Origin of the sequence: Pseudogracilibacillus amylolyticus (SeqCode), from assembly GCF_051918545.1 — a bacterium.
Lineage (GTDB): Bacteria > Bacillota > Bacilli > Bacillales > Amphibacillaceae > Pseudogracilibacillus.
This window is the reverse complement of record NZ_JBPPZG010000037.1, coordinates 1-25,926: the sequence shown is the minus strand read 5'-3', so window position 1 is coordinate 25,926 and position 25,926 is coordinate 1. Positions and strand designations below refer to the sequence as shown.

The window sequence follows — 25,926 nt, the reverse complement described above, 5'->3', positions numbered from 1 at the left end:
TTAAGTTTGCTGGAAAGTTCGTTCATGAGATCACGTGAAAAGCTTGTTGCTTCGGCGCGAGTTTTTCCAGTTTCGAAAAGCGATTGAATTACTCCAGTAATCTGCAGAGAAGTAGCTGGTGCACTTTTCTTCGTTTTATAATTATCGAACACATAGCTACCAAGATACCAACCTTCCGTAAAAGCAATTACTGTCTTATCGCCATTAAGCTCACTGAACGCAGTTTTTAGTTCCTTACCATCTACTTCGGCTGTTTCTATTTCACGTTTCATAAGTTCACGGGCGATCGAACCGGCAATCATCCGAACTTTATCAAGCTTTTGCTTTTTTTTAGACACTTCTTTCACGATAATATGTAATTTTTCATCAATAAATAATGTTGCAAAATCTCCTGAAGATTTTTTAACAAAATCCTTCCATTCTGCATTTTCCGGATTAAATAATATTTTCGCATGTTTAATCATTGAATAGCCTCCTATCAATTTCATTTAAGTAAAAGTATGACCCACTTTTTAACTTTTCGCAATGATTGTGCTGTTATGATACGATACAAAAAGGAGGGATTCGATGAAAAAGGTAACGGATCATCTTGGAAGGAATGTCAATTTTCACTATCCACCGCAACGAATTGTATCTTTTGCCCCTGCCATAACCGATACATTGTACAGTTTGGGGCTGGACACAGAAATTGTCGGTCGAACCAGGTTTTGCATTCATCCAAAAGGAAAAGTCGAAAAAGCGATCAATGTCGGTGGTACGAAAGATATGAAAATCGAGCGAGTTCAAGCGCTAACGCCAGATATCGTGATCACCGAAAAAGAAGAAAATACGAAAGAAATGGTAGAAGAACTAGAAAAGTTTGTTCCGGTTTATGTTTTTGAAATCCAAACCGTTAAAGATGCCCTTAAGATGATTGTCGATCTCGGGAGACTTACCGATCGAAGCGAGGAAGCGATCGGGCTCAAGCAAAAGATTGTTACCGCTTTTGAGAAAATCCCAGTACTGGATGTTAAGAAGCGCATTGCTTATGTTATTTGGAAAAATCCTTATATGGTCGTTGGAAAAAATACATATATCCAATCACTACTACAAAGATTAGGATTTGAAAATCCATTTGTCGAGTTTGAAGGACGTTATCCTACTGTAACGGAAGGAGATTTACGTGCAGCAAATCTTGATTATCTTTTGCTCGCAACAGAACCATATCCTTTTCGGGAAAAACATAAGCAGGAATTCCGCGATATCGCCCCAGGAGCCAACCTGAAAATAGTCGATGGTGAAATGTTTTGGTATGGAGTGAAAATGCTCGATGCAGCGAAATATTTTAAGGAAGAATTATTACGTTAGTTACGGAAAATTCCGGGAGTGCGGAAAAGTTAGGTCCTTTAGGCGTGACTAAGCATAATTTTTGCCACTAAGCATGTTATGCGAGTGACTCCCATCTTCCCTAATCACTAAGCATGTTTCATGAGCCACTCTGCATTTTTCACAGCGACTAAGCATCTTCGGAAATCACTAAGCATGTTTCACGAGCCACTATGCATTTTTTACAGCGACTAAGCATCTTGTCCAACCACTTAGCATGAGACGAGAGCGATTCCGCATTCCCACACAAGCCACTAGGTAGCCTTAGCAAATAAAAGTTGCCTTAAGCGTTCTCCTTTTCTTAAGGCAACTCCTACCCAAAAAACTTCACGCTGTTTCTTGAAACTGACTCTTATATAACTCTGCATAAAATCCGTCTAATTTCAATAATTCCTCATGTGTTCCTTGTTCGATTACAGCACCTTGGTCCATCACTAAAATGACATCAGCATCTTTAATCGTCGACAAACGGTGCGCGATGACAAAACTTGTGCGTCCTTTCATCAATGTATTCATCGCTTCCTGTATATGAACTTCTGTCCGTGTATCGACACTTGATGTTGCCTCGTCTAATATCATTATTGGAGAATCTGCCAACATTGCCCGAGCAATTGTAATTAGCTGTTTCTGGCCTTCAGAAATATTCGAGGCTTCTTCATTCAAAATCGTCTCATACCCGTCTGGTAATGTTTGGATAAAATGATGTGCATAAGCGGCACGCGCAGCTTCATATATTTCGGCATCATTTGCACCATCTTTTCCATATGCGATATTTTCTTTAATCGTTCCTTTAAATAGCCATGTATCCTGCAGCACCATCCCAAACTTGCTCCGTAAATCATCACGTTCCATTCGGATAATATCAATCCCATCAATCGTTATTCGTCCACCATTAAGTTCATAAAATCGCATGAGCAAATTTACTAAAGTCGTCTTCCCTGCCCCAGTCGGTCCGACAATTGCGACCGTTTGTCCAGGAGCGACATCGATATTCAAATCTTCTATTAAAAGTTGCTCGCTATACCCAAAGTCAACATGTTCAAAACGTACAGCACCTTGCGTTTGTTTTACCGTAACCGCATCGTGAACCGGTTCTTCTTCCTCTTCATCCAATAACTCAAAAACGCGCTCAGCCGCCGCAATCGTAGACTGAATGATATTAGCAATGTTTGCCGTCTGAGAAATCGGCTGGGAAAACTGTCTTGTGTACGTTATAAAAGCTTGGATATCCCCGATAGAAATCGTTCGCTGCGTTACCAAAATCCCGCCTACAATACTGATGAGAACATAACTAATATTTCCGATAAAAGTCATCAGCGGCATAATAATCCCAGAAATAAACTGTGCTCGACGCCCGGCGTCATACAGTTCTTCATTTACTTTCTTAAATCGATGAATGGAATCTCCTTCCCGTCCAAATGCTGTTACAACTTCATGACCTGTATACATTTCTTCTATATGCCCATTCAAATGTCCAAGTGTTTTTTGTTGCTTACCAAAATGTTTTTGAGACCTTTTTAGTAAAGGCCTTATAACAAATAACGAAAGTGGAATGCTAACGACTGCAATGACAGTAAGTAACGGGCTTATCCATAACATCATCACCATAATTCCGATGATCGTAACGAATGATGTAATAAATGACGTTAAACTTTGCTGCAAAGTCGTTGCGATCGTATCGATATCATTTGTGACCCGACTTAATATATCACCATGGGAGCGACCGTCAAAATAAGCAAGCGGCAAATGATTCATTTTCCCAAACACATCTTCACGCAAATCATAAACCGTTTTTTGTGAAACACCAGCCATAATATATTGTTGAAAAAATTGAAAGACACTACTAAACAGATAAAGACCTGCAAGTAACAATAAAAGGAGCGCAATTTTTGTAAAATCAATCGCTGCACCTGGAACCCCTTGAAATTTTGCATAGGCACCTTCAAATAAAACTGTAATCGTATTTCCCATAACCATCGGACCAATTACACTAAAAACCGTTCCTAAAATGGCCGCAACGACAACAAGCAGCAAACTCTTTCGCCGTGGTTTCAAATATGCAAGCAAGCGTCGGAACGTTTTCTTAAAATCTTTCGGTTTATCAAGCCCAACGAGCATCCCACCATGCCCACGCGGACCTGATGGTTGTCGTTTTTCCTTCGTCATGCGATCTCCCCCTCTCCGAACTGGGAGGCAACAATTTCTTGATACACCTTATTCGTTTGTAACAATTCCTTATGTGTACCAACGCCGACCATTTTTCCTTTTTCTAGGACAATAATTTGATCTGCATCCATAATCGTACTGACACGTTGCGCAACAACAATCATGACACTATCCTCTATTTCATTTTTAAGTGCTTCACGCAGCTTTTTATCAGTTTTATAATCAAGCGCAGAGAAACTATCATCAAAAATATAAATATCTGGCTTTCTAACAAGTGCTCTCGCAATCGATAAACGCTGTTTCTGCCCGCCAGACAAATTCGCTCCACCTTGTTCAACTTCTGTATCATACCCGTCCGACAAATCACAGATAAATTCATCTGCTTGTGCAATTTCTGCCGCATGCCTGATCTCTTCTTCCGTCGCATCGTCTTTTCCAAAACGAATATTTTCCGATACAGACCCGGAAAAAAGTAACGCTTTCTGTGGAACAAGACCAATTCTTTCCCTAATCTCTGTTAATCTAGTCTCATAAATATCGACACCATTTAGCAAAATTTTCCCTTCCGAAATTTCAAAAAATCGTGGAATGAGATTAACTAATGTCGTTTTTCCTGATCCAGTTCCACCAATAATCGCTGTCATCTTCCCGGCTTTGGCCGTAAAAGAAATACCTTCAAGTGCCGGTTCCTCTGCCCCGGGATAATAAAACGTCACATCACAAAATGCAACCGAAGCCTCTGCCGAACCCGGAGATGCATTCCCTTCTTTCGGTATTATACGCTCCATCTCCATTACTTCTTGTATCCTGCTTGCAGAAACAGATGCTCTCGGTAAAATAACAAACATCATCGACGCCATCATAAGTGCAGACATAATAAGCATGACATATTGGATAAACGCCATCAAATCCCCAATTTGCATATTCCCACTATCAATACGCAATCCTCCGAACCAAATAATAAGCACAATCGTCACATTCATCAGCAGCATCATTAGTGGCATTGTAAACGCCATGAGCCGGTTTACTTTAATCGAAATATCCGTTAAATCTGTATTTGCATCTTTCAATCGTTTTCGTTCCGCCTGCCCTTTTGCAAATGCTCTAATCACACGGATTCCGGTCAAATTTTCCCGAAATACCATATTGAGTCGATCTAGCCGCTTCTGTACTCCTTGAAAAAGTGGGTATCCTTTTTTCAAAATGACCCAAATCGCCACCGCAATAAACGGGATGGCAAATAAAATAACGAATGACAGTTTTGCATCTTTAGATAAAGCCATGATAAGCCCACCAACAAGCATAAATGGTGCTGTTAAAACCATCCGCAACATCATAACTGTTGCCTGCTGAATTTGTGTCACATCATTTGTCGTTCTAGTAATTAAAGATGCCGTACCAATCGTATCAAACTCAGAAAGGGAAAATTTACTCACATGTGTAAACACATCTTCCCGAATGTCTCGACCAACACTCATCGCAACTTTTGCCGCATAGTGACTAATGACGATAGACATCACGATACCGACAGCAGCCACAACGAGCATCAACGAGCCAATTTTCCAAATGTATGGTATATCGCCTGTCACAACCCCATTATCGACAATATTCCCCATCAATGTCGGTAAATAAAGTTGTGTTAACGCCTGAACAAAAATGAACAGAAAGATCAAAAAAACGAGAAATTTATATGTCACGATATAATTAGCAATTTTACGCACGACTGTCACCTGCTTCAAATTATTTTCCATACTTAATAGTAGCATAGTAGCTACTTGTATCATAAAGAAGACTCGCTTTCGTACATAAGGTTCTGCATATTAATGAATCGACTCGATATTTCGGAAAATGACTCGACATGTTGTAGATCAACTCAACGTCTTGAAAAATGACTCGACATACATTTGCTTCGTGAATAGTTACCCCTTTTCTCTCACAATAATTCTCTTAATATTTTTTCTATACTTTGTTTGTATTTCCCATAAATGTCTTGCCTTCCATACTTGGGTGTAAATACAATGTGATACTTACATTTCCATGTTGTTTGTGCTAAACTGTTCTTGTCCAGTATATTTGGACAAGCCTCCTTCGTTTATTTGATGTAGTGGTCGGGAAACCAACTATATTTTAAAACGAAGGGAGGCTTTTTTAATACCTCGCTATAAGCTCTTTTGCCCCTCCTGCATAGCCAGAGGTTTTCAAAAGATATAAAAAAATAAGGTTGCTCCTATTCCAGGAACAACCTTATACTTTATTTGAGAAAAAACTTCTTAATTTTTTGCGAAATCTAGTAATTTTATATTTTTCTGTATCGTTATTTTCCAGCCCGTTTTAACTTAAACGGTGCATAAATTAATGCAAGGATTAAAAACAGACCTAAATATCCAATCAAAGAATAGAACTTGGCAACTAGTGTTGTAAATCCTACAAAACTAAGAATAAATCCAATTACTAATGTAATAATCGTAGCAATATGAGCTTTCTTTGTATCCATTTCAAAAAACCTAGCGACAAATCCATAAAACATACCAAGAGCAGTATTAAAGATCATACCGAATAAAATAATTGCAAAGAAAATAGCAAGTACTGGAGAAATATCATCAACAATCTTTAACAACGGCAAATCAAACGCTGCAACGACATCAATTTTTGAAAAAATAGCGAAGTGCGCTAATATAATCATAAGACCTATTCCAAGACCTCCGACTAACCCACCAATTCCAGCGATCCGAGAGTCTTTCTCTGCTCCTCCTGTAATGAGTGCCATTCCAGCCCCAACAGCAATATTAAAGGATACATAGTTTATTGCAGAAACAAACCAGTTCGGAAAAGACTTCGGTTGACTTTCTGCAATCGGTTTTAATTCAGCAAAGGATGCATCCATTGTATTGAAACTATAAATTGAAATAATAACGATAAATAGCAATAGAAATGGTGTAATACTTGCAATAACTGCAACAACTTTATCTACTTTTAACATCATTGCCAGTACAACGATAACTGTCATAATTAAACTTCCGACAAACACAGGTAATCCAAACTGTTGGTTAACTGTCGAACCTGCTCCGGCAATCATAACAACCCCAACACCAAATAAAGTAAATACAATGATAGCGTCTACAATAACACCTAAATAACGACCGCTAATTTCATAGATTGCTGACTTATGAGAATCCGCTTGTAAACGACTTCCAATATTTGCTAACACCATTCCTAAATAAGCAAATAAAGCGGTTGCAACAATTGCAGCAATTGTCCCTTTGTAACCGAAACTAGTAAAGTACTGTAAAATTTCTTGTCCTGATGCAAACCCTGCACCTACAATTACGCCTATAAAAGCAAAACCAATTTTTAATACTCTAAGCATTTTCAACACCCCATATTTTATTGTAATATACGTATTGTACTAGTATTTAATATTTTATTAAAGTTAAAGTCGAGTGTTATGTTGTTCCAGTGATAACAAATCTTGGTTACCATCAAGCCCTCGTTGAACTTATATGGGTTTACACTTTTATTACGAATAAAATAGTGCGTGAAAACCGACGTTGTAAAAGGTTTCTCACGCACAACTTTTTATTCGCTTAGGAAAGAACCTTTGATTTTTCAAAGCGATCAAAACGAAGTGGTTCTTTCGGAATAATCGTTTCTGATTTTTCATTAACAATATCTGCGGTTAATTTCCCGGTCACGGGTGCTAAACAAATTCCATCACCTTCATGTCCCGCCGCGATGTAAAAGCCTGGCACTTCTTCAACATCAGAAACAATCGGTAAATTATCTTCTGTAAATGGACGGAAACCTGTGTATGATCGGATAATTTTGAAATCATCCATTTTCGGGAAAAATCTAAGTCCTCTTTTTGCGATTGTTTGGACAACCTGAATATCAATGGAACTGTCATAGCCTACAAACTGACGGCTGCTTCCAAGGAGGAAGTTCTGACTCTCAGTCGGCTCGAGTACAAGTGCTACCCCATGTTCTGCTGTACGCTTATCCGCAATACGCTCACGACCGAATTTATTCATGAGATAACCAAATTCCATTACATTACGCATCATAACCGGCTCTTCTCTTGATCCAACAAGGATATGCCCTTTACGCGGAATAATTGGAATATCTAGACCTAGCATTTTACCAATGAATGGTGCCCATACTCCTGCAGCGTTTACAACTTTTTTAGCACGAACATTACCATTCGTCGTTTCGATTGTGAATTCATCGTCCTTAGTAATATTTGTAACTTCTGCCTGTATTTTTACATCCAATCCAAATGATCCTTGAGCTTTTTCAATTAAAGAATAACAGAAAAGATACGGGTTAATTAGCGAATCAGTTTCACATTCAAGTCCCCCCGGAATATCATGGGCGAAAAATGGTGATTCATTCCGAATATCTTTCTGGTCCAATACATTAAATTTCAAGCCACTCTCACGTTGTGTTTTTACCCAATCAGCTGCCGCTTGCATTTCATCATCGTTATCACAAACTAAAATACTGCCATGTTTTCTGTATTCAAACGGCAGATTCAATTTATGGTGAAGATCCTCAATCAGTTCCTGACTAATTAAAGACATATGACTGTCAAAGCCGGGATCCTTATCAACAATCGTTAGGTTACCGTCACAACGAGAACTTGTACCACTTGCAATATCATTTTTTTCGATTAAAATACAATCGAGCCCAGATTCAGCAATGTAGTAAGCGACCGCACACCCAACAATACCGCCACCTATTACAGCCACTTCATAGTTTTTAGTACTCATAAGCTACAACCTCCAGCGCAAAAAATTAAGAAAAATTTTACTCTAAACCTATAATAACATAATTTAAATTATATTTTGTGTTAGAATATAAATATTAGTAGTAATTATTTAAATTTCTTAAGTAAGGAGGCCTATGATGCGAGATTTAATCATATGTCGATGTGAAGAAGTTTCTTTAAAAGATTTAGAGGAAACAGCCAAAAAATACAATTGTTCTGCAAGAGAGCTGAAATTACGGACAAGAGCCGGGATGGGTTTTTGTGGCGGACGTACTTGTCGCCCAGCAGTCGATAAAGTATTAACCAATTTGACTAAAGAAGACCCAACCAATGCTATTCCGTTAAAAGTTGCTCCTCCAGTAAGGCCATTATCAATAACAGATTTGGGAGGTGCTGCTAAAGATGAGTAAAAGAATAGAAAATCATCCGGTTTTAGGTCAATTGGACGAGCAGAAAAAGGTAACGTTCCAATTCGATGGTAAAACATATGAAGGTTTTGAAAATGATACAATTGCATCCGCTTTATTAGCAAATGGAATACGCACTCTCCGTAAACACGAAGAGTCTGGAACTCCAAGGGGGATTTATTGCAATATTGGCCATTGTTACGAATGTCGTGTAACAGTAGATGGGACTACAAATATACGTGCTTGTCTTACTCCAATTAAAGAAAATATGGTTGTAGAAAGTGGAAAAGTTCAACCAGATCCTTTGAATCCGAATAACGAAGGAGACCTTCCAAGAACGTATGCAGAATTCAAACGACAGGAGGAACAAAAAAAGAATGCAAATAAATGATGTTGTTATAATCGGTGCAGGACCAGCAGGTTTGTCTGCTGCAATCCAATGTAGAGAAAATGATTTAAACGTTGTCGTTCTAGATGAATTCCCAAAAACCGGTGGTCGATTGCTTGGCCAACTACACCAAGAACCAAGCGGTGAATGGTGGAATGGAATTAAAGAAAGTGAAGCTTTAAAAGAAAAAGCGGAAAAACTTAATACTGATATTCGCTTAGGTGTATCTGTTCACCATATTGAAACATTGGACGATCATTTCGTCGTACATACAACAAAAGAATCTTTCACTGCAAAAAATGTACTCATTGCAACAGGTGCAGCGGAATCAGCAGCTCCTATTCCCGGTTGGACACTTCCGGGTGTTATGTCGATTGGCGCAGCTCAAGTTATGACAAACGTTCACCGCGTCAGCGTTGGCGAAAAAGGTATTGTCGTTGGCGTAAACGTTTTGTCCGCAGCAATTGCTCGTGAACTGCAACTTGCCGGAATTGACCTGCATAGCATGGTACTTCCTGCTCGTAATGTCGTTTCAGAAGATCAAGCAAACCCTAGACAGGTAATGGAACGTCTGGTGCGAATCGCACACTTGGCACCATCTGCGTTCATTAAATTTGGTAGTAAGTTTGCTAAATTTAAATTCGTTCAAAATTTAGCACTGCAATTTTATCCGAAAGACGGAATCAAAATGTGGGATATGCCGATCCATCTTCGTAAAGCAATTAAACAGATTAACGGTACGGACAAAGTTGAATCCGTTACAATGGTTGATGTAACAATGGATGGAGATATTATCCGGGGAACCGAAGAGGAAATTCCGGTTGATTTCGTTTGTATCGCCGGTGGTTTATATCCGTTAGCAGAGCTTGCTGCAGTTGTAGGTTGTCCTTTCCAATATTCTGATGAACTTGGTGGTCATGTACCAGTTCATAATGAAAAAATGGAAACGCCAATCGAGGGCATTTACGTTGCCGGAAATATTACTGGGATTGAAAGTGCAAAAGTAGCACGTGAACAAGGAACTGTAGCAGGTTTATCTATCGTTAAGAAAGAAACGAACCAACCTGAAATCAACGAGAAATTACAAGGGGCAATGAATAATGTTAAAGCAACTCGCGACGCTGCTACGATCCAGTTCCATCCACGCATCGTAGAAGGACGTGAAAAAGTTACAACTGCTTTTAACGAATTGGTGAATGAGTAGATTAGAAAACTTGGATATCGCCAAGCTTTAGCGATTTCATTTACGACGCACAGAACGTGCTAGTGACTTACGCCTGAGACAAATCTTCACGGTGGGACAAACGTAAGAGCAAATGCCCTTCGATGGGACGAGTAAGCTTAGTCCCAGGACGCCCGGGCTTTTCGACAGTGAGCAGTAGGGAAGTTTTACACTTTCTTATCTGCCAAGAAAGAGTGGTAAGGAGTAAAAGATGAATAAAGGACTTCACTCAGTAAGAGAAAAAAGTCTTGTTTTTATCGGCTTTATGGGTGTTGGTAAAACAACAGTTGCCCAACTAGTTGCGAAAAAACTATACCGCGACTTTATTGATATTGACCAACAAATTGAAAAAGAGTTCGGAATGCCGACGACTGAAATTTTCAAGAAAATTGGAGAAGCCGCATTTAGGGAAAAAGAAAAAGACTATGTTCTCCACTATTGTAAACAACCTTTGAAAGTTATTTCGCTTGGTGGCGGCGCTTTTATGCAAGAAGACATTCGCAATGCCTGCCTTGATCACAGTATCGTTTTTTACTTAGATATTTCATGGGACTCTTGGAAGGAGCGACTTCATATGCTTGTGGACAGTCGCCCTGTTTTGCAAAACCGGTCCATTGAAGACATCGAAACATTGTTTAATGAACGAAGAACTTTGTATGAGGATCATAACTCCAAGTTAGTAACAGATAACTTTAATGAAGAAGAGGTAGCGGATTATATTATCGATTCCGTAAAACTCGCTTGGGATTTATATAGCTAACTAAAGGACAGTAAATTCGCTGTCCTTTTTTATTCGATCATTTTTAGTCCCACTGCCCCCGTTATAATACAGGTCAAAAATAAAATTCGTAATAAACTGGCCGGCTCTTTAAAAAAGAAAATTCCCATTATCACTGCTCCTGTTGCACCAAGTCCTGTCCAAATTGCATAAGCAGTACCGAGTGGAATTTCTTTCATCGCTAATCCTAAAAAAGTAAAACCAAAAGTGAAGCATAAAACGAGAATTAATAGCCAGAACAAGTTTCTTTTTTTCAATAAAATATTTATACTAGCAACGCCAAATATTTCCCCAAAACTAGCAATGACAAGATAAACCCAGGCCATTTAATTACCATTCCTTCCTACAAGCACTTGTTCAGATTCCTTCTCCGCTGTGCTCGTCGTTAATTGAATGCCAACCACACCGATTATAATTAAACCGATACAAAATGCTTTTCCTATTGAAAATTCTGCTCCCAATAAAGTAAAGTCAATAATTGCAATTGCGGCGGCACCTGACCCTGTAAAAACTGCGTACACCGTTCCGGATGGTAAAAGATCGCATGCTTTAATAATAAAATAAAAACTAAAAATTATCGTTATCACTGTTCCCGTCCACATTAAAAAATTAGTTGAATATTTTAATCCAAGCACCCAAAATATTTCAACAAAAGCAGCTAAAAAAACATAAACCCAACCCATAATTATCAACCCAATTCTTTTAGATAGTTCTTCGTTTCGTATGTAAATGACGTAAAATCCTGTTAAATCTAAAGAAAAAGATAAAACCATAAATGATTTTATCTTTTCGTTACTAAATTATTCTTCCGATAAGGTTTTTATAATCGGCATAATTTCCCTGAGTCTTCCCACTTCATATGTTGGGGTAACTTCCATTAGTTCACGGTCATGATGATTGAGCCAGATAGAATCAATACCAATTTTTGAAGCACCTAGAATGTCTGTTAATGGATTATCCCCTACCATAATTACCTCATCTTTTTCAACCTTTAATAAACTAAGCGCATGATTAAAAATTTCCGCACTCGGCTTCCCTTGGCCAAAGTCCCCCGAAATGACAATATGATCAAAATATGGTGCCAACTCAGGTGATAATGATAATTTTGTATGCTGTAAATGCGGCGAACCATTTGTCAACATTAATAATTTGTATTTTCCTTTTAACTTATCTAAAACCTCTAACGTTTCATCATATAGAAAAACTTGTTTTTTTCTTTCTTCTGGAAATGTTTTTGCCAATTCTTCTGCCAATTCTTCATCTTCAATATCTAAATCTTGTAGTCCGTTTTTCCAAGCTTGTCTTCGATATTCAGGAACTGTTTCTCGCAGTTTTTTAAAATCTGCTCCTTCGTCCTCAAATTCTCCCCACATTCCTTCAAAGGTTCCAATGCCAATATTACTCACAAAGTCATATGTTTCAAAAGTTGGATAAAGTTCCTCTGCATGTTTTCGAACGCTTTCTTCTAATTGTTCTGGGTTTATATTATATTTTTCTACCACTTTTTCACATGTTGATTTAAATGCTTCACTCACACTTTTATGATCCCAAAGTAGCGTATCATCCAAGTCAAAAATTACTGCCTTTAACATTAATTTATCTCTTCCTTTATTTTTACAAATAAGTATCCATCTATCATCTTAACGGTAAACTACTTAAAAGTCCATTAATCAAAAACATAGTGAATGTGCAGTCGAGTCGCAGCTCACGTTAAATAAGGTAACCACTAATATTATATGGTGTAACCTCTGAAGCTCATAAATAGTAGAATATTCACTAGATTACTTGATAATCAAAACAGGGCATTCGGCGTTCTGAACTACGTGATTACTTACACTTCCAAGGAAAAGTTTCTTGATGTTGCCGAGACCCCGACTTCCCATTATTATTAAATCTATTTCATTATCTCTAGCATATTTACAAATTAAACCACCCGGACGATCATTTTGTTCAGCTATCATAATTTCGCTTACCACCGAAATGTTCTCACTTTCAAATTCCTCTTCAATTTTTTCCATTTGTGGACGGCATTTTTCGATCAGTTCATTGCTAATACTTCTTGAAACATTTATATTTGTAATTGGTCCGGTAGCATCCATTACAGTGACAATATGAACTTCTGAATCTGATTCTTGTGCAGCTTGATATTTTGCTGTTTCAATAGCTTTACGGCTCAAGAGCGATCCATCATAAGCAACAAGAATTCTTTCATACATCTTTAGCCCTCCAAAATAATAAATAGTGTGTTTCTACATTCAGTATAACATATCAACGAAAGATGAAAGACAGATTAAAACATTGACATAGAGTTGTCACAAAGAACAAAGGCACTGGCTATTCCTGCAACGAAACTTTTTCACAGCTATAGAATTTTATAATTCCCAGAGCAACTAGAAAGCAAACTAATATTCTTTTAAAATTTATGAACCGTATACAGTGATTTTCCAAGACGTCGAGTATATCGAACGATTTTCCAAAATTCAGGAATAATTTTCACGGCGCAGTTTATGGATAATTATAAATAGAAATCCCAGTGGTTGTTCCGGAGATCCCGTGGATAAATTGAAAGTTTCGTGGTTATCCCGCGAATCCCGTGGATAAATCGAGTTCCCCGTGGTTATTTCGCGAATCCCGTGGTTAAATCAAATTCCTCGTGGATATCCCGCAGTTCCCGTGGGTAAATCGAATTCCCCTTGGTTATCCCGCAGAACTCGTGGTTAAATCAAAATCCCAGTGGTTATCCCGCGAATCTTGTGATTAATCACAAGTTAGGATTCAATTCAGCGATTTGCGCTAGTGATTCAGCGATTTACATGAATCATTCAGCGGATTACGAAAAAATTCGGCGATTCCGGCACTTAATTCAGCGGATTTCTGTATAATTCAGCGCAGTCGTTCTTAGGAGGTTGTTTCATGCTTCGTCTTCACTTATACTCAATATTAATCATTCTATATATTGTAACAGCCTTGTTTCCAAATGAGGTTTTATTCTAGCTCATCGGGCTTGTTGCCAACATTACGATTATCGTTTCCTTGTTTTACGTACGAGGGCTTTTCTTGTACTCTGGAATTCTATTTTCGTGATCGGGTTCATCCTCTTTCTTACAAACAATCTCTCATGGCAAGTTTTTTCTTGCAGTTTGACTCGATACTCGGCATCCTCGCTCTCTTTATCATGCTATAAATGATAATGTAGAAATGTACAGAAACGTTTAAATAAGAATGTACAGTTTTGATCAAATAATGCATAATATTTTGGGGTGAATATTGTGCATATACAACTAAATATTAATGCAGATGTAGAAATTAATTGTCTTACGGACTTGCCAAAATTTTATACTTTTGTATGAAAACAAACCAATTTTCATCATAGATGGTGGCTCGCTCAAGGCTAGCCATGCTGGTTTCTTATCTTTTAAATAAAAGCAAAAAAATCCGAACTAAATTCAAATTTTAATTGAAATTTGAATTTAGTCGGATTTTTCTATGACTAGAACTTTTTGTTCCTTGTATTTTTAAAACTTATTTCTCGTCTTCTTTTCGTTCCAATACTTTATCGATTAGGCCATATTCGACAGCACGTTCAGCTGACATGAAGTTATCTCGATCTGTATCTGCTTCAATTACATCAAGTGGCTGGCCAGTTCGATCAGATAAAATTTGGTTTAATTTTTCACGCATGCGAATAATTCGTTTTGCATGAATTTCAATATCAGAAGCTTGACCTTGTGTTCCACCGAGTGGTTGGTGAATCATCACTTCACTATTTGGCAGAGCATAACGCTTTCCTTTTGCTCCAGCCGCAAGTAAAAATGCTCCCATTGATGCTGCCATCCCAGTACAAATTGTAGAAACATCTGATTTAATAAATTGCATCGTATCATAGATAGCCATTCCAGCTGTAATCGAACCACCTGGAGAGTTAATGTATAGTGAAATATCTTTGTTAGAGTCTTCTGCTTCTAAAAATAATAACTGTGCAACGATAGAGTTTGCTACGTTATCATCAATCGCACTACCTAACATAATAATTCGGTCTTTTAATAGCCGTGAATAAATGTCATAAGCACGTTCACCGCGATTTGTTTGTTCAATAACTGTAGGTATTAAAACCATAATAAAATCCTCCTTTTTTATTAACGTCACCTAATTTGTTTTTTTAGTCTATGTTTTTATCATAACTTCAAGGTCAAAAAAGGTCAAACAATATGTACTTATAAAAGTTCATACAAATACCATCTTCTCCAACTAGTTGTTTATTAAACAATATTAGGTGAACTTTTCCAAAATATTTTGTAACTATGAAAAGTATAACGTAATTTTTCCTAAAAATAAACTACGGAAAAGAGTCTTTTCTAATAGTAAAGCTTGAAATTAATAGACCGTCAATGTATAATATCGAATGTATGCCAAATGTGCCCGTAGCTCAGCTGGATAGAGCATTGGTTTCCGGTACCAAGAGTCGGGGGTTCGAGTCCTCTCGGGCACGCTAATAAAAAAGCAATCGGTGTAGTTATACCTATACCGATTGCTTTTTTGTTTTATTGAATTTCACATTCGTAATAATGATCCGATACCTGTTTCACGTATTTGATCATTTTTATGATTCTGTTACTGAATCAGTAACAACTTCTTCTGGCTCAGCTTGCGGTGGTTTCCGTACTAATCCCATGATTCCTGCGATTAAATAACAGAGTGCTGCAAGGAATGCCATCATGAAAGTTCCAAGTGCTAGAATAACAGAAGTAATAATCAAGATAATTCCAGCTGCTTTCGGTTTTTTATCACCTTTAAAAAATACCAAAGCAATAATCCCAGCTACTAAAGCTAATAAAGAAATGATGGAAAGGAACCAGCCGATACCAGTAAGAATATTAATAAAAAAGATATCTTCATCAGTACCATAAGCACCTAAGAAATTGTACATAAAGTAATCTGTTTTACTGAACGTTGTAAATAGGCTGAATCCTCCTACACCAATTAAATTAAAAACGATCCCGACAATCGTTAGGGTGAACTCTCCAGTTCTTTTCATTTGTCTCGCCTCCATATCGTTAAGAAAGTATAATATACAATTTATATCTTATCGAATCTGCACAAAAAAAACATCATACATAATAACTATGTATGATATCGTTATAAATGACTAGTTCCTATTGCAAATTCTTTAAATCTTCCACAATTTGGTCCATTTCTGCGACTTCTTTTCCATCGTAGTTTTTAATGATCTCACCGTCTGGATTTACAAGGTAGAAGGCAGTCCCATGTGTTACTTGATCCTCCCCTTCAGGAGGCGGTGCAAGTAAACTTTTAAATGAATTAACGGAAATATCTTTAATATACTCAAAGTCATATCCGGTTAAAAATGTCCAAGTAGATAAGTCAGCACCATATTCTGCTGCATATTCCGTCAATACTTCTGGAGTGTCATGCTCTGGATCAACAGAAAATGATACAAGATGGTAGTTTTCAACCCCGGCTTCTTCTAACTTATCTTGTAATTTTTTCATATTACTCGTCATCGGCAGACAAACGGTTGTACAATTTGTAAAGATAAAGTCCGCTACCCACCATTGTCCTTTTAAGTCATCACTTGTCAATTTGTCTCCATCTTGTGTTGTTGCTTCAAAATCTTCTACCGGTTCATTCATTGTTGTTTCAACTTTGTTTCCGCCACATGCGGCAAGTGTAAGTAAAGCAATTATTAATAAAAGACGTATTAAATTCTTCATTTACCTTCATCCTATTCTGTCAAAATTTATGTAATTCATCTAAGCGGAGATAAGCAAACATCTAACTAACTTACATTCATTATGTTTCATTTAAACAATTTCAAACATAGCATACCATAATATAAGGAATCGTAAATAGACAATTGAAGAATGTTTTATGAATTATTTGTGACGATTGCGGAGCCATAAAGTAGGTAAGTAGCTTATACACAATTGTAGCTATTACATACATTAAAAATGAGTACAAATATGAAAGGAGAAAAATAATGAGTAAAAGTTGTGGTTGTCCAGGAAAGTGTCAATGTGACAGAAAGATTGTATATCCTACTAGGGAAGAAGTAAAATGCACCAATTCCGAAGAAACTGTTTGCCATATTCATCCTTCCCACACAAGAGTTATCAATAACCATACAGTTCGTAATAAACACTTTTATCCACATTCGACATCTTATGAAAACAGAGTTCGTGAAGTAGACGTTAGAGGGGCATCCGAAGGTCCAGGTGGAAACGTTCTTGGAGCAGGAGATTATGGCTACGGAGATAATCGATTTGGGGGAGCAAGAAGTTGCGGTTGCCGAGGACATTGCCGCTGTGGTAGAAGACGTAGACGCGGTTTTTGGTTTTAGTCACAAAGAATGGCTGAATATCGAGATTGCACCTATTTTGAATAAGGATAGAAAACAAGGCTAAAAATAGTAAAAATGCTATATCGATAAGCTTATATCAATACAACAATATAACCGTGTAAATACAATAAAGCTCAGAATTAGTTCTGAGCTTTATTAAATACATAGACACGTTGTCTTGGAAGTCGAGTTGATCTTCTCTCCAGTGGTGATCTATAAATTGTTTTATGACAATTTACATCAACTACGTAATCGTTTACTAATACAATACTAAACCTCCAGTAATCGTTCTTCTTTAGATGGAAAAAGTAATTTATTCCTATTCCCTTATCGTATAGCGGTCATTTATGTATCATAACATCCCCTTAGTATGTAAGCGCTAACAAAATACGGGGATATAATAAGCACAAAAAGTGCTTTTTTCTTGTGCATTATATTCGTTAAAGATGTTATAAAGCTATGAATTCGTCGAAATAAATGAAACTAGTTCATTTAAAGCCACTTCTTCATCCGGGCCGTCGGCAATTAATCTAACCGTTTCACCTTTTGTAATAGCTAAACTCATTAGCCCCATAATACTTTTTGCGTTAATTCTTTTACCTTCTTTTTCTAAAAATAAATCAGCTGTAAATCGATTAGCTTCTTGAACAAATTGTGCTGCGGGTCGTGCTTGTAGGCCTGATTCCAATAAAACTTCTACCGATTTTTCTACCACCCTTATCATCTCCTTTCCTATAGTCAGATGTGTAATTTAAATTCTGCCCCAAAATACAAATTATACTGAATTTATATGTTGCCAAATTACAATCATTATAACATTTTCTTATTGGAAAATACATATTTTCACTTATTGCATTCCACTTTCATTCCGTAGTTTGTCCGCAATTTGTTCAATCTTTTTTAAACGGTGGTTAACTCCAGATTTTGATAATTTTCCTGATGGAAGTAATTCTCCAATTTCTTTTAATGTGACCTCTGGATATTCCAGACGGGTTATTGCAACCTCTCTTAATTTATCTGGTAAAATATCAAGTCCAGCGCTATTTTTAATAAATTTAATACCTTCTATTTGGCGGACAGACGCACTGATCGTCTTATTTAAGTTAGCTGTTTCACAATTAACGATTCGGTTTACTGAATTTCGCATATCTCGAACGATACGAACATCTTCAAACTTAAACAATGCATTATTCGCACCAATAACCCCTAAAAATTCTGCAATTTTTTCAGCTTCTTTAATGTAAACAATATATCCGTTTCTCCGTTGTAATTCACGAGCTCGTAATTGAAACTCATTTAGCAGCTGACATAATAATTGGTTATGATCTTGATCCAAATTAAACATTTCTAAATGATAGGAAGATGTTTCTGGATTGTTTATTGATCCTCTTGCAATAAATGCTCCTCGTAAATATGCTCGTTTACAGCAATCTTTTTTAAGGGATTGGTTTAAATTCGTTTGTTCAAATCCGTCTTGTTCATGGTCGATTTGTAGCGTATCTAAAAGGATGCTGACTCCTTTTTTAATTCGAACGATATAAATATTATTCTTTTTTAATTTCATTTTTTTGCGGACAAGTAACTCGATAGGTCCTTTAAAAACTACTTTTAATAATGTAAATATTCTTCTAGCAATCGCGGCACTTTCCGTTTGAATATCTAACATCTCATTCGGATCAAGTGTTGAAATAACCCCGTTCATACGAATAATCGCTGCTAATTCAGCTTTTACACAACAGTCATTTTCTTTCATATTAATTAATTCTTTTTTTATTTCAGAAGTAAATGACAATGTCTTTCATTCCTTTAATATTTCTTTTTTTTATTGGATGCCATTTGAAAAATAATTTTAGCTAATTTTTCTGTATTGTGACGAATCATTGGATGATTGTGATCAATTATATCTTCCTCATACACTTCTAAACCAAGCTGTTTTAAACTAGAAAGATTATATGTAACAGGAGAAGCATTTTGTTTCTCATATTCTGTTAATAATTTTTTAGCAATCGGTTGATTATGAACGATAATCGAATCGATCGAATTCCTGCCAATATGGTTATAAATCGCATTTACATGGTCTGTTGCACTAAAATCACTCGTCTCACCAGGTTGGGTCATAATATTACAAACGTAGACTGTTTTGGCTGTTGTTTGATTTAAAGCATCGACGACATCTTTAATAATCAAATTCGGCAAAATACTTGTATACAAACTGCCCGGTGAAATAACGACTAAATCGGCATCTAAAATTGCTTCCACAACGTCAGGCATTGGCGTTAAATGATCAGGAGTTAGAAAAACCCGTTTAATTTTTTTATTTTTCATTGGTATTTTGGATTCGCCAGACACAATTGTACCATCTTCCATTTCGGCATGGAGTGTCACAGCTTCATTCACAATAGGATAAATATTCCCTTTCACATTAAACATGACGGAGACTTCTTTCACCGCTTCGTAAAAGTTTCCAGTAATTGAGCTCATCGCAATTAATACAATATTACCCAAAGAATGTCCCGATAATCCATTCGAGACATTGAAGCGGTGTTGGAAAAGTTCATAGAGCTCCTGATCGACATTCGCTAGTGATGCAATAACATTACGGATATCACCTGGTGCAGGTGTTTCGATCATTTCACGCAGTTGTCCGGTGCTTCCCCCATCATCTGCAACAGTAACAATCGTCGATAAATCAATAGGATAATCCTTTAATCCTCTTAATAAAACAGGCATACCTGTTCCGCCGCCTAAAACGACAATTTTAGGCCGTGTCGTATTCGTCATATTAATGACCCTTTCTTTTGTTTATATCTCGGTGGGTAATATGAGTCGGACAAGATTCAGCAAACCTTTTCGCATAAAACTCCGTCAATGCAACTGAACGATGCTGTCCACCTGTACATCCGATTGCAATAACTAATTGAGATTTACCTTCTTTTTTATATTGAGGGATTATAAACTGCAATAAATCAAGCAACTTTTCATTGAATTTGGCTGTTTCTGACCATTTAAATACATATTCTGAAACTTCTTTATCAAGTCCTGTTAACGGCCGCATATGCTCTACATAAAATGGATTTGGTAAAAATCGTACATCAAAAACTAAATCTGCATCAATTGGAATCCCGTATTTAAACCCAAATGAAACAAAATGTACAGAAAAAACAACTTCCTTTTTCACTGAGTAAAATTGATGAATTTTTTCACGCAGCTCTTTCGGCTTTAAATCAGTCGTATCAATTATCTTCTGCGCACGACCACGTAACTCATCTAAAATTTTCCGTTCTTCCTTAATTCCGTTAAGCGGTAATCCGCCGATATCTAAAGGATGAGATCTTCTTGTTTCTTTGTACCTGCTTACTAGTACTTCATTTGTTGCGTCCAAAAACAGAATATGTTCCTGCAACCAATCCTCATCCCCAATAATATCAAGGGATTCATATAATGCATCAAAAAACTCTCTGCCTCGAAGATCAATAACGAGCGCAACTTTTCTAATATTATTTGTTGAATCTTTCATTAATTCTAGAAACTTTGGAAGTAATGTAGGCGGTAAATTGTCCACACAATAATAACCTAAATCTTCAAAACTCTGAATTGCCACTGTTTTTCCGGCGCCTGACATACCTGTAATAATGATAAGTTTCGTTTCTAAGCCTGCCATTTTACTCCCCCTAAGTAAATGAAAGAAATTTGTTGTTTCAGTATATACTTATTATACCGTAAAGTGTGTGCGGCAACAAAAGGAACTTGCTTTTATCGTATTGTGTGCATGAGAGTCAATGTAAATAAATAAAAAAAAGCACAGGCCTATGCCTATGCAAGTAACTAATTTATTAAAGGGGGTCAATTAGTTTAAATACATTATACCCAATGAATATTTCGTAATCATTACAAGTGTGTTAAAACACAATAACTTTTTCATTTAATATGGAACTTATTTAACTTTCTCAGCTAGCTCTTCTAGATATTTTTGTGCTTGCTCTGCTGCAATACTTCCATCACCTGTAGCTGTCACAACTTGTCTCAAATCTTTTACTCGAATATCACCTGCCGCAAAAACGCCTGGTACATTTGTTTCCATATTTTCATTTGTCGGGATGTATCCTTCTTCATCGACAATTCCCAGTGATTTAAAAGGGTCACTTAATGGCAACATACCGATATAAACAAAAACCCCATCAGTTTTAAATTTGCCTGTTTCCCCAGTCTTTACGTTCTTTGTAGAGAGATAGCTTACTTTACCATTTTCTCCATTTATTTCTTCTACAATCGTGTCCCAAACAAATTCTATTTTATCATTGTTAAATGCACGGTCTTGAATAATTTTTTGTGCGCGTAATTCATCCCGACGGTGAATGATGGTTACTTTTTTCGCAAATCGAGTTAGGTAAATTCCTTCCTCAACTGCGGAGTCTCCCCCGCCGATAACCGCAATTTCTTTTTCTTTAAAAAACGCTCCATCACAAACTGCACAATATGATACCCCGCGCCCAGTTAATTCTGTTTCACCTGGAATACCTAATTTTTTATATTGGGAACCAGTAGTAATAATCAACGCTCTCGTTTTATATGTTTTGCTTCCTGCATTTACTTCTTTATAGCTACCATGGTCTTCTACACCTTTAATATCTCCATAAGCGTACTGTGCTCCAAACTTTTTCGCATGTTCAAACATTTTAGTAGATAATTCTTGACCTAAGATGTTTTCAAATCCTGGATAGTTTTCAATGTCTTCCGTGTCTGCCATCTGTCCTCCTGGAACACCTCGCTCAAGCATTAACGTGTCAAGATTCGCACGAGATGCATAAACTGCAGCTGTCATTCCGGCCGGCCCAGCTCCTGCAATAATTACATCATAAATATGCTCTTCACTCATGTAAGATTCCTTCCTTCCATTGTTGTAATTTATTTTATGCCAGCAATACTTAAATTTCTATTTCTACCTATAGCTTATAAGAAGGTGAACATTACGTCTATTTATATGCTCACAACTGCACAAACTATTATTATATTAAATAAGATTGGAAATAATCTAAGTTTTATTGTATTTTTTCTTCGTCAGCCGGCCCAGCTTTCCTCTGTCTTGCTTCCATTTCTTCTTTCGTATAAATAATTTTCATTGGATTACCTCCTACAAAAGCTCCAGCCGGTACATTTTTATGTACGAGGGAGGCTGCTGAGACAACAGCATTATCTCCAATTGTAACTCCTGGTAAAATCGTAGTATTGGCACCGATTAATACATTATCTCCAATAATCACATCACCAATTCGGTACTCTTCAATTAAATATTCATGAGCGAGCAATGTTGTGTTATATCCAATTATGCTATTATTTCCAACTTTAATTCTCTCTGGAAACATAATATCAGGCATCACCATTAAGGCAAATGAAGTTTGCTTTCCAACATCCATTCTAAGAAATGTACGGTACAACCAATTTTTTACACTTAAAAACGGAGTATAGCGGGCAATTTGAATGACGATAAAATTTTTGACCACTTTTAAAAAAGGTACTGTTTTATAAATTCTCCACAATGAATTTGCATCTTTTACTTTATATCTTTCCGTTTTTCGCATCCTTTACCCTCCCACAATTGGAAGTAAGTCCCGCATATCTTCTAACATATATGTTGGATTAAATTTCTGTAAATATTCTTTTCCCTTTAAGCTCCATGCTACCCCCGCAGTTTTTACGCCTGCATTTTTGCCCGACTCTATATCATGATAATTATCCCCAACCATTAATGAGCGCTTAAGCTCTGCTGCTAATGCTTTTGCTCCTCTTAAAACAGGTTCGGGATGGGGCTTCGGGTTTTGAACATCGTCAACTGCGACAATTGTATCAAAAAACGATCTGATTCCAGTTACTTCCAAACCCAACTCTACGCCTGACCGCATTTTGGCTGAAACGATTCCCATACGTTTCCCAGCATCATGCAATGCTTTTAACGTCTCCTTAACATTTGGAAATAACTTCACATAATCATTATGATGTTCTAAATTATGTTTACGGTAAGTTATGATCATTTCTTCCGCTAAATCTGGATTTATCTCCGTAAATGTTTTGATAAGAGGCGGACCATTAAATTGTAATATTTCCTCCCGTGTGAATGAATATCCATAATAATTGAATGTATATTCAAAGGACTGATGAATTAATTCGTTTGTGTCGATCAATGTTCCGTCCAAATCAAATAAAATTGTTTCAATGCTCATAAGTAACTTCTCTACTCCTTTGATCTTCTATTCGGCCACAATAATAGTAATATGCTAATGTTTTTATGCAAATATAAAGCCTTCTTGCAACTATTTCACCTTCGCCCCATCATATTTTCGATCAACTTTAGCTGACTTTCTTCGATAAATGATTAACATAATTGCTCCAATAATTAGTAATAATGAGAAAAATTGTGCTTGTTTAATTGGTCCTAAAAACAAACTGTCTGTTCTCATTCCTTCAATAAAAATACGGCCGATCGAATACATAATTATGTAACTTAAGAATATTTCTCCACGAAGCGGATTATATTTTCTAAGTAAAAGTAACCCTATAAACACTAAAATATTCCAGAAAGATTCGTATAAAAACGTCGGATGATATAAAACTCCATTGATACACATTTGATTCATAATAAAGTCTGGTAAATATTGATGAAAGTTTTGATAAGCCGCTTCAGAAATCGGACCACCATGCGCTTCCTGATTCATAAAGTTACCCCAGCGTCCAATAGCTTGCCCTAATATTAAGCTCGGTGCAACAATATCGGCCAGTTGCCAAAAAGAAACGTCTCTAACACGTGCATAAACAATTGCTGTCAAAACAGCACCAATTAGCGCGCCATGGATTGCAATTCCGCCTTCCCAAACAGCGATTAAAGATAGAAAAGAAGCACCACGGTAATTTTCCCATTCAAAAATAACATAATAAATACGCGCAAAAATAATCGCAATCGGTGCAGCAAAGACAATTAAATCTGTAATTAAATCTTTTTTCAAACCGAGCCGATCTGCTTCTTTTGTCGCTAAATATAGTCCAAGAAAAAGTCCAGATGCAATAATGACACCATACCAATAGATGGTGATAGGACCCACTTGGAGAAATACACGATTTAATGCTTCAGCTTCACAAGTCAAATAAATCACTCCTGATCGAGTTTACAATTTAAAATTATACTCGAACTTTTTAATAATTATTCTCATTATTCTGTTGAATCATTGTTGCCAACTGTTCTGAAAAGTCTTCCGCTGCGTTTACTCCCATTCGCTTTAAGCGAAAATTCATTGCAGCAACTTCAATAATGACTGCTAAATTTCTACCTGGACGTACCGGAATGATTGCCTTTGGGATCCGGACATCCATAATTTTCATCGTTTCTTCCTCAATTCCAAGGCGTTCATATTGCTTTTTGTCATCCCATAATTCCAACTGTACAATGTATGAAATCCGTTTATAATTTTTTACCGCTCCCGCACCAAATAACGTCATAATATTCAAAATGCCTAGACCACGTATTTCAAGAAGATGTTCAATTAAAGGCGGTGCATTTCCAATTAATGTATCGTAATCTTCTTGTCTTATTTCCACACTATCATCTGCTACTAATCGATGGCCTCTTTTTACTAATTCAAGTGCAGTTTCACTTTTACCTACACCACTTTGTCCCATTATTAGAACCCCGACTCCGTAAATATCAACTAAAACTCCGTGTACCGCTGTAGAAGGTGCAAATTTTGCTCCTAAATAATTCGTAATCCGAACAATTACCCTATTTGTCGTTCGGGGAGATTTTAAAATTGGAACACCTGCATCATTGGCAGCCACCATTAATGCTTCAGGTATATCCATCCAATTAGATACAACAATTCCAGGGGTAATATCTGTACAAAGCCGTTCTGCCCGATCTTGTTGTTCCTCTTCCGATAAATTTAGAAAATAATTCATCTCTGTTTTACCAATTATTTGAATTCGTTCTTTCGGGTAATATTCAAAAAAACCGGTCATTTCAAATGCGGGTCTTGATATGTCGTTAGAGGTAATTTCTCGATGAATTCCATCTTCTCCCGCTACCAATGTTAAATTAAAATTATCTAACAAATCTTTGGTTCGCACAACTCGCATCCTATGTTCCCCCCTAGATAAGCTGCATTGTTTTATAATATAATAAGCAAAAATCAGTACATCCTTAATTTTACCGTTTATATAAGAAATTATCTATTAATAACTTTTCCATCCATTTCCTTTAAGTATTGGATTAATGACTCTTGATTTATGATCTTTCCATTAACTTATATTTTTGTTGGACGGTCTTTACGCTGGACGATGATGTGCGTCACAGTCAAAGTAGCTAATGTCCAACTGGAAATAATTGCTTAGACGTTTGCTGAATTTTTTAACATCTCCTTAATAAAAAAAGATGGAAAAAAGATCTCCCTCCTTTCCATCTCAAGGCTGTTATGATTGTTTTACTGTATCTC

At 36.7% G+C, this 25,926-nt stretch carries 27 protein-coding genes, 1 tRNA gene and 2 pseudogenes; 8 read left to right on the top strand and 22 right to left on the bottom strand.

Going from position 1 to position 25,926, the window contains the following annotated elements:
* Positions 1 to 464, bottom strand: a 464-nt coding sequence (locus tag ACPYKA_RS06405) for a M17 family peptidase N-terminal domain-containing protein (RefSeq protein WP_479541528.1), incomplete at its 3' end; no start/stop codon positions are given.
* Between the two features lie 103 nt (positions 465 to 567).
* Between ACPYKA_RS06405 and ACPYKA_RS06400 the strand changes: the two genes are divergently transcribed.
* Positions 568 to 1,347: an ABC transporter substrate-binding protein gene (locus ACPYKA_RS06400; RefSeq protein ID WP_479541527.1), complete on the top strand. Its 780-nt coding sequence runs from the start codon at positions 568 to 570 to the stop codon at positions 1,345 to 1,347.
* Between the two features lie 345 nt (positions 1,348 to 1,692).
* Here the strand turns inward: ACPYKA_RS06400 and ACPYKA_RS06395 are convergent, their stop codons facing one another.
* The 5 genes and pseudogenes from ACPYKA_RS06395 to ACPYKA_RS06375 form a co-directional block, all read right to left on the bottom strand.
* Entirely contained in the window at positions 1,693 to 3,531 is a 1,839-nt protein-coding gene (locus ACPYKA_RS06395) for an ABC transporter ATP-binding protein (protein ID WP_479541526.1), read from the bottom strand.
* Positions 3,528 to 5,252 (bottom strand): ABC transporter ATP-binding protein, encoded by a 1,725-nt coding sequence (locus ACPYKA_RS06390; protein WP_479541529.1) that lies wholly within the window; start codon positions 5,250 to 5,252, stop codon positions 3,528 to 3,530. The genes ACPYKA_RS06395 and ACPYKA_RS06390 overlap by 4 nt, the downstream gene beginning before the upstream one ends.
* Before the next feature lie 175 nt (positions 5,253 to 5,427).
* Positions 5,428 to 5,602 (bottom strand): annotated as a pseudogene (locus ACPYKA_RS06385) (transposase); the annotation flags it as partial.
* A gap of 243 nt (positions 5,603 to 5,845) precedes the next feature.
* On the bottom strand, positions 5,846 to 6,898 hold the full coding sequence (locus ACPYKA_RS06380; protein ID WP_479541525.1) for a YkvI family membrane protein: 1,053 nt from the start codon (positions 6,896 to 6,898) through the stop codon (positions 5,846 to 5,848).
* Between the two features lie 217 nt (positions 6,899 to 7,115).
* Positions 7,116 to 8,297, bottom strand: a complete 1,182-nt coding sequence (locus tag ACPYKA_RS06375; protein ID WP_479541524.1) for an NAD(P)/FAD-dependent oxidoreductase — start codon at positions 8,295 to 8,297, stop codon at positions 7,116 to 7,118.
* A gap of 136 nt (positions 8,298 to 8,433) precedes the next feature.
* Between ACPYKA_RS06375 and ACPYKA_RS06370 the strand changes: the two genes are divergently transcribed.
* From ACPYKA_RS06370 to ACPYKA_RS06355, 4 genes are all read left to right on the top strand, one after another.
* Positions 8,434 to 8,706, top strand: a complete 273-nt coding sequence (locus tag ACPYKA_RS06370; RefSeq protein WP_336260977.1) for a (2Fe-2S)-binding protein — start codon at positions 8,434 to 8,436, stop codon at positions 8,704 to 8,706.
* On the top strand, positions 8,699 to 9,094 hold the full coding sequence (locus ACPYKA_RS06365) for a (2Fe-2S)-binding protein (RefSeq protein WP_479541523.1): 396 nt from the start codon (positions 8,699 to 8,701) through the stop codon (positions 9,092 to 9,094). Before ACPYKA_RS06370 ends, ACPYKA_RS06365 begins: the two co-directional genes overlap by 8 nt.
* Positions 9,081 to 10,295 carry an NAD(P)/FAD-dependent oxidoreductase gene (locus tag ACPYKA_RS06360; RefSeq protein WP_479541522.1) on the top strand — a complete coding sequence of 405 codons (1,215 nt, stop codon included), beginning with the start codon at positions 9,081 to 9,083 and terminating at the stop codon, positions 10,293 to 10,295. Before ACPYKA_RS06365 ends, ACPYKA_RS06360 begins: the two co-directional genes overlap by 14 nt.
* Before the next feature lie 229 nt (positions 10,296 to 10,524).
* A complete protein-coding gene (locus tag ACPYKA_RS06355) occupies positions 10,525 to 11,073 on the top strand; it encodes a shikimate kinase (protein WP_479541521.1) in 549 nt (182 codons plus the stop codon).
* A gap of 29 nt (positions 11,074 to 11,102) precedes the next feature.
* On the opposite strand, the gene ACPYKA_RS06350 is transcribed toward ACPYKA_RS06355, so the two are convergent.
* The 5 genes from ACPYKA_RS06350 to clpP all read right to left on the bottom strand — a co-directional run bounded on the left by ACPYKA_RS06350 (position 11,103) and on the right by clpP (position 15,207).
* Complete coding sequence (locus ACPYKA_RS06350; protein ID WP_479541520.1) at positions 11,103 to 11,417, bottom strand: DMT family transporter; 315 nt, start codon at positions 11,415 to 11,417, stop codon at positions 11,103 to 11,105.
* On the bottom strand, positions 11,418 to 11,864 hold the full coding sequence (locus tag ACPYKA_RS06345) for a DMT family transporter (RefSeq protein WP_479541519.1): 447 nt from the start codon (positions 11,862 to 11,864) through the stop codon (positions 11,418 to 11,420).
* A gap of 27 nt (positions 11,865 to 11,891) precedes the next feature.
* Positions 11,892 to 12,683, bottom strand: coding sequence for an HAD family hydrolase (locus tag ACPYKA_RS06340; RefSeq protein WP_479541518.1), 792 nt, complete (start codon positions 12,681 to 12,683; stop codon positions 11,892 to 11,894).
* A gap of 189 nt (positions 12,684 to 12,872) precedes the next feature.
* Entirely contained in the window at positions 12,873 to 13,307 is a 435-nt protein-coding gene (locus ACPYKA_RS06335) for a universal stress protein (protein WP_479541517.1), read from the bottom strand.
* A 1,306-nt stretch (positions 13,308 to 14,613) separates the two neighbouring features.
* The gene (gene clpP, locus ACPYKA_RS06330) at positions 14,614 to 15,207 is read right to left on the bottom strand and encodes an ATP-dependent Clp endopeptidase proteolytic subunit ClpP (RefSeq protein ID WP_336260969.1); all 594 of its coding nucleotides are present in this window, start codon (positions 15,205 to 15,207) and stop codon (positions 14,614 to 14,616) included.
* A gap of 299 nt (positions 15,208 to 15,506) precedes the next feature.
* Here clpP and ACPYKA_RS06325 point away from each other — a divergent pair.
* Positions 15,507 to 15,580, top strand: a tRNA-Arg gene (locus ACPYKA_RS06325).
* 111 nt (positions 15,581 to 15,691) lie between these two features.
* Here ACPYKA_RS06325 and ACPYKA_RS06320 read toward each other — a convergent pair.
* Together ACPYKA_RS06320 and ACPYKA_RS06315 are read right to left on the bottom strand one after the other, a co-directional pair.
* The gene (locus ACPYKA_RS06320; RefSeq protein WP_479541516.1) at positions 15,692 to 16,126 is read right to left on the bottom strand and encodes a DUF4064 domain-containing protein; all 435 of its coding nucleotides are present in this window, start codon (positions 16,124 to 16,126) and stop codon (positions 15,692 to 15,694) included.
* Between the two features lie 118 nt (positions 16,127 to 16,244).
* A complete protein-coding gene (locus tag ACPYKA_RS06315) occupies positions 16,245 to 16,823 on the bottom strand; it encodes an SCO family protein (protein ID WP_479541515.1) in 579 nt (192 codons plus the stop codon).
* A 266-nt stretch (positions 16,824 to 17,089) separates the two neighbouring features.
* Here ACPYKA_RS06315 and ACPYKA_RS06310 point away from each other — a divergent pair.
* Both ACPYKA_RS06310 and ACPYKA_RS06305 read left to right on the top strand, forming a co-directional pair.
* Positions 17,090 to 17,290: pseudogene (locus tag ACPYKA_RS06310) on the top strand (CotD family spore coat protein); the annotation flags it as partial.
* A gap of 46 nt (positions 17,291 to 17,336) precedes the next feature.
* A complete protein-coding gene (locus ACPYKA_RS06305; protein ID WP_479541530.1) occupies positions 17,337 to 17,513 on the top strand; it encodes a hypothetical protein in 177 nt (58 codons plus the stop codon).
* A 393-nt stretch (positions 17,514 to 17,906) separates the two neighbouring features.
* Here the strand turns inward: ACPYKA_RS06305 and ACPYKA_RS06300 are convergent, their stop codons facing one another.
* The 9 genes from ACPYKA_RS06300 to hprK form a co-directional block, all read right to left on the bottom strand.
* The gene (locus tag ACPYKA_RS06300; RefSeq protein ID WP_336260966.1) at positions 17,907 to 18,164 is read right to left on the bottom strand and encodes an HPr family phosphocarrier protein; all 258 of its coding nucleotides are present in this window, start codon (positions 18,162 to 18,164) and stop codon (positions 17,907 to 17,909) included.
* Between the two features lie 132 nt (positions 18,165 to 18,296).
* A complete protein-coding gene (gene whiA / locus ACPYKA_RS06295) occupies positions 18,297 to 19,241 on the bottom strand; it encodes a DNA-binding protein WhiA (protein WP_479541514.1) in 945 nt (314 codons plus the stop codon).
* 14 nt (positions 19,242 to 19,255) lie between these two features.
* A complete protein-coding gene (locus ACPYKA_RS06290; RefSeq protein WP_479541513.1) occupies positions 19,256 to 20,230 on the bottom strand; it encodes a gluconeogenesis factor YvcK family protein in 975 nt (324 codons plus the stop codon).
* Between the two features lies 1 nt (position 20,231).
* On the bottom strand, positions 20,232 to 21,110 hold the full coding sequence (gene rapZ, locus ACPYKA_RS06285) for an RNase adapter RapZ (RefSeq protein ID WP_479541512.1): 879 nt from the start codon (positions 21,108 to 21,110) through the stop codon (positions 20,232 to 20,234).
* Positions 21,111 to 21,383: 273 nt separating this feature from the next.
* Positions 21,384 to 22,325: a thioredoxin-disulfide reductase gene (gene trxB, locus ACPYKA_RS06280; protein WP_479541511.1), complete on the bottom strand. Its 942-nt coding sequence runs from the start codon at positions 22,323 to 22,325 to the stop codon at positions 21,384 to 21,386.
* 163 nt (positions 22,326 to 22,488) lie between these two features.
* Positions 22,489 to 23,028 (bottom strand): acyltransferase, encoded by a 540-nt coding sequence (locus tag ACPYKA_RS06275; RefSeq protein ID WP_479541510.1) that lies wholly within the window; start codon positions 23,026 to 23,028, stop codon positions 22,489 to 22,491.
* Positions 23,029 to 23,031: 3 nt separating this feature from the next.
* Positions 23,032 to 23,667, bottom strand: coding sequence for a pyrophosphatase PpaX (ppaX, locus tag ACPYKA_RS06270; protein WP_479541509.1), 636 nt, complete (start codon positions 23,665 to 23,667; stop codon positions 23,032 to 23,034).
* A gap of 90 nt (positions 23,668 to 23,757) precedes the next feature.
* The gene (lgt, locus tag ACPYKA_RS06265) at positions 23,758 to 24,585 is read right to left on the bottom strand and encodes a prolipoprotein diacylglyceryl transferase (protein ID WP_479541508.1); all 828 of its coding nucleotides are present in this window, start codon (positions 24,583 to 24,585) and stop codon (positions 23,758 to 23,760) included.
* A gap of 49 nt (positions 24,586 to 24,634) precedes the next feature.
* On the bottom strand, positions 24,635 to 25,570 hold the full coding sequence (hprK, locus tag ACPYKA_RS06260) for an HPr(Ser) kinase/phosphatase (RefSeq protein ID WP_479541507.1): 936 nt from the start codon (positions 25,568 to 25,570) through the stop codon (positions 24,635 to 24,637).
* Between the last annotated feature and the right edge of the window lie 356 nt (positions 25,571 to 25,926).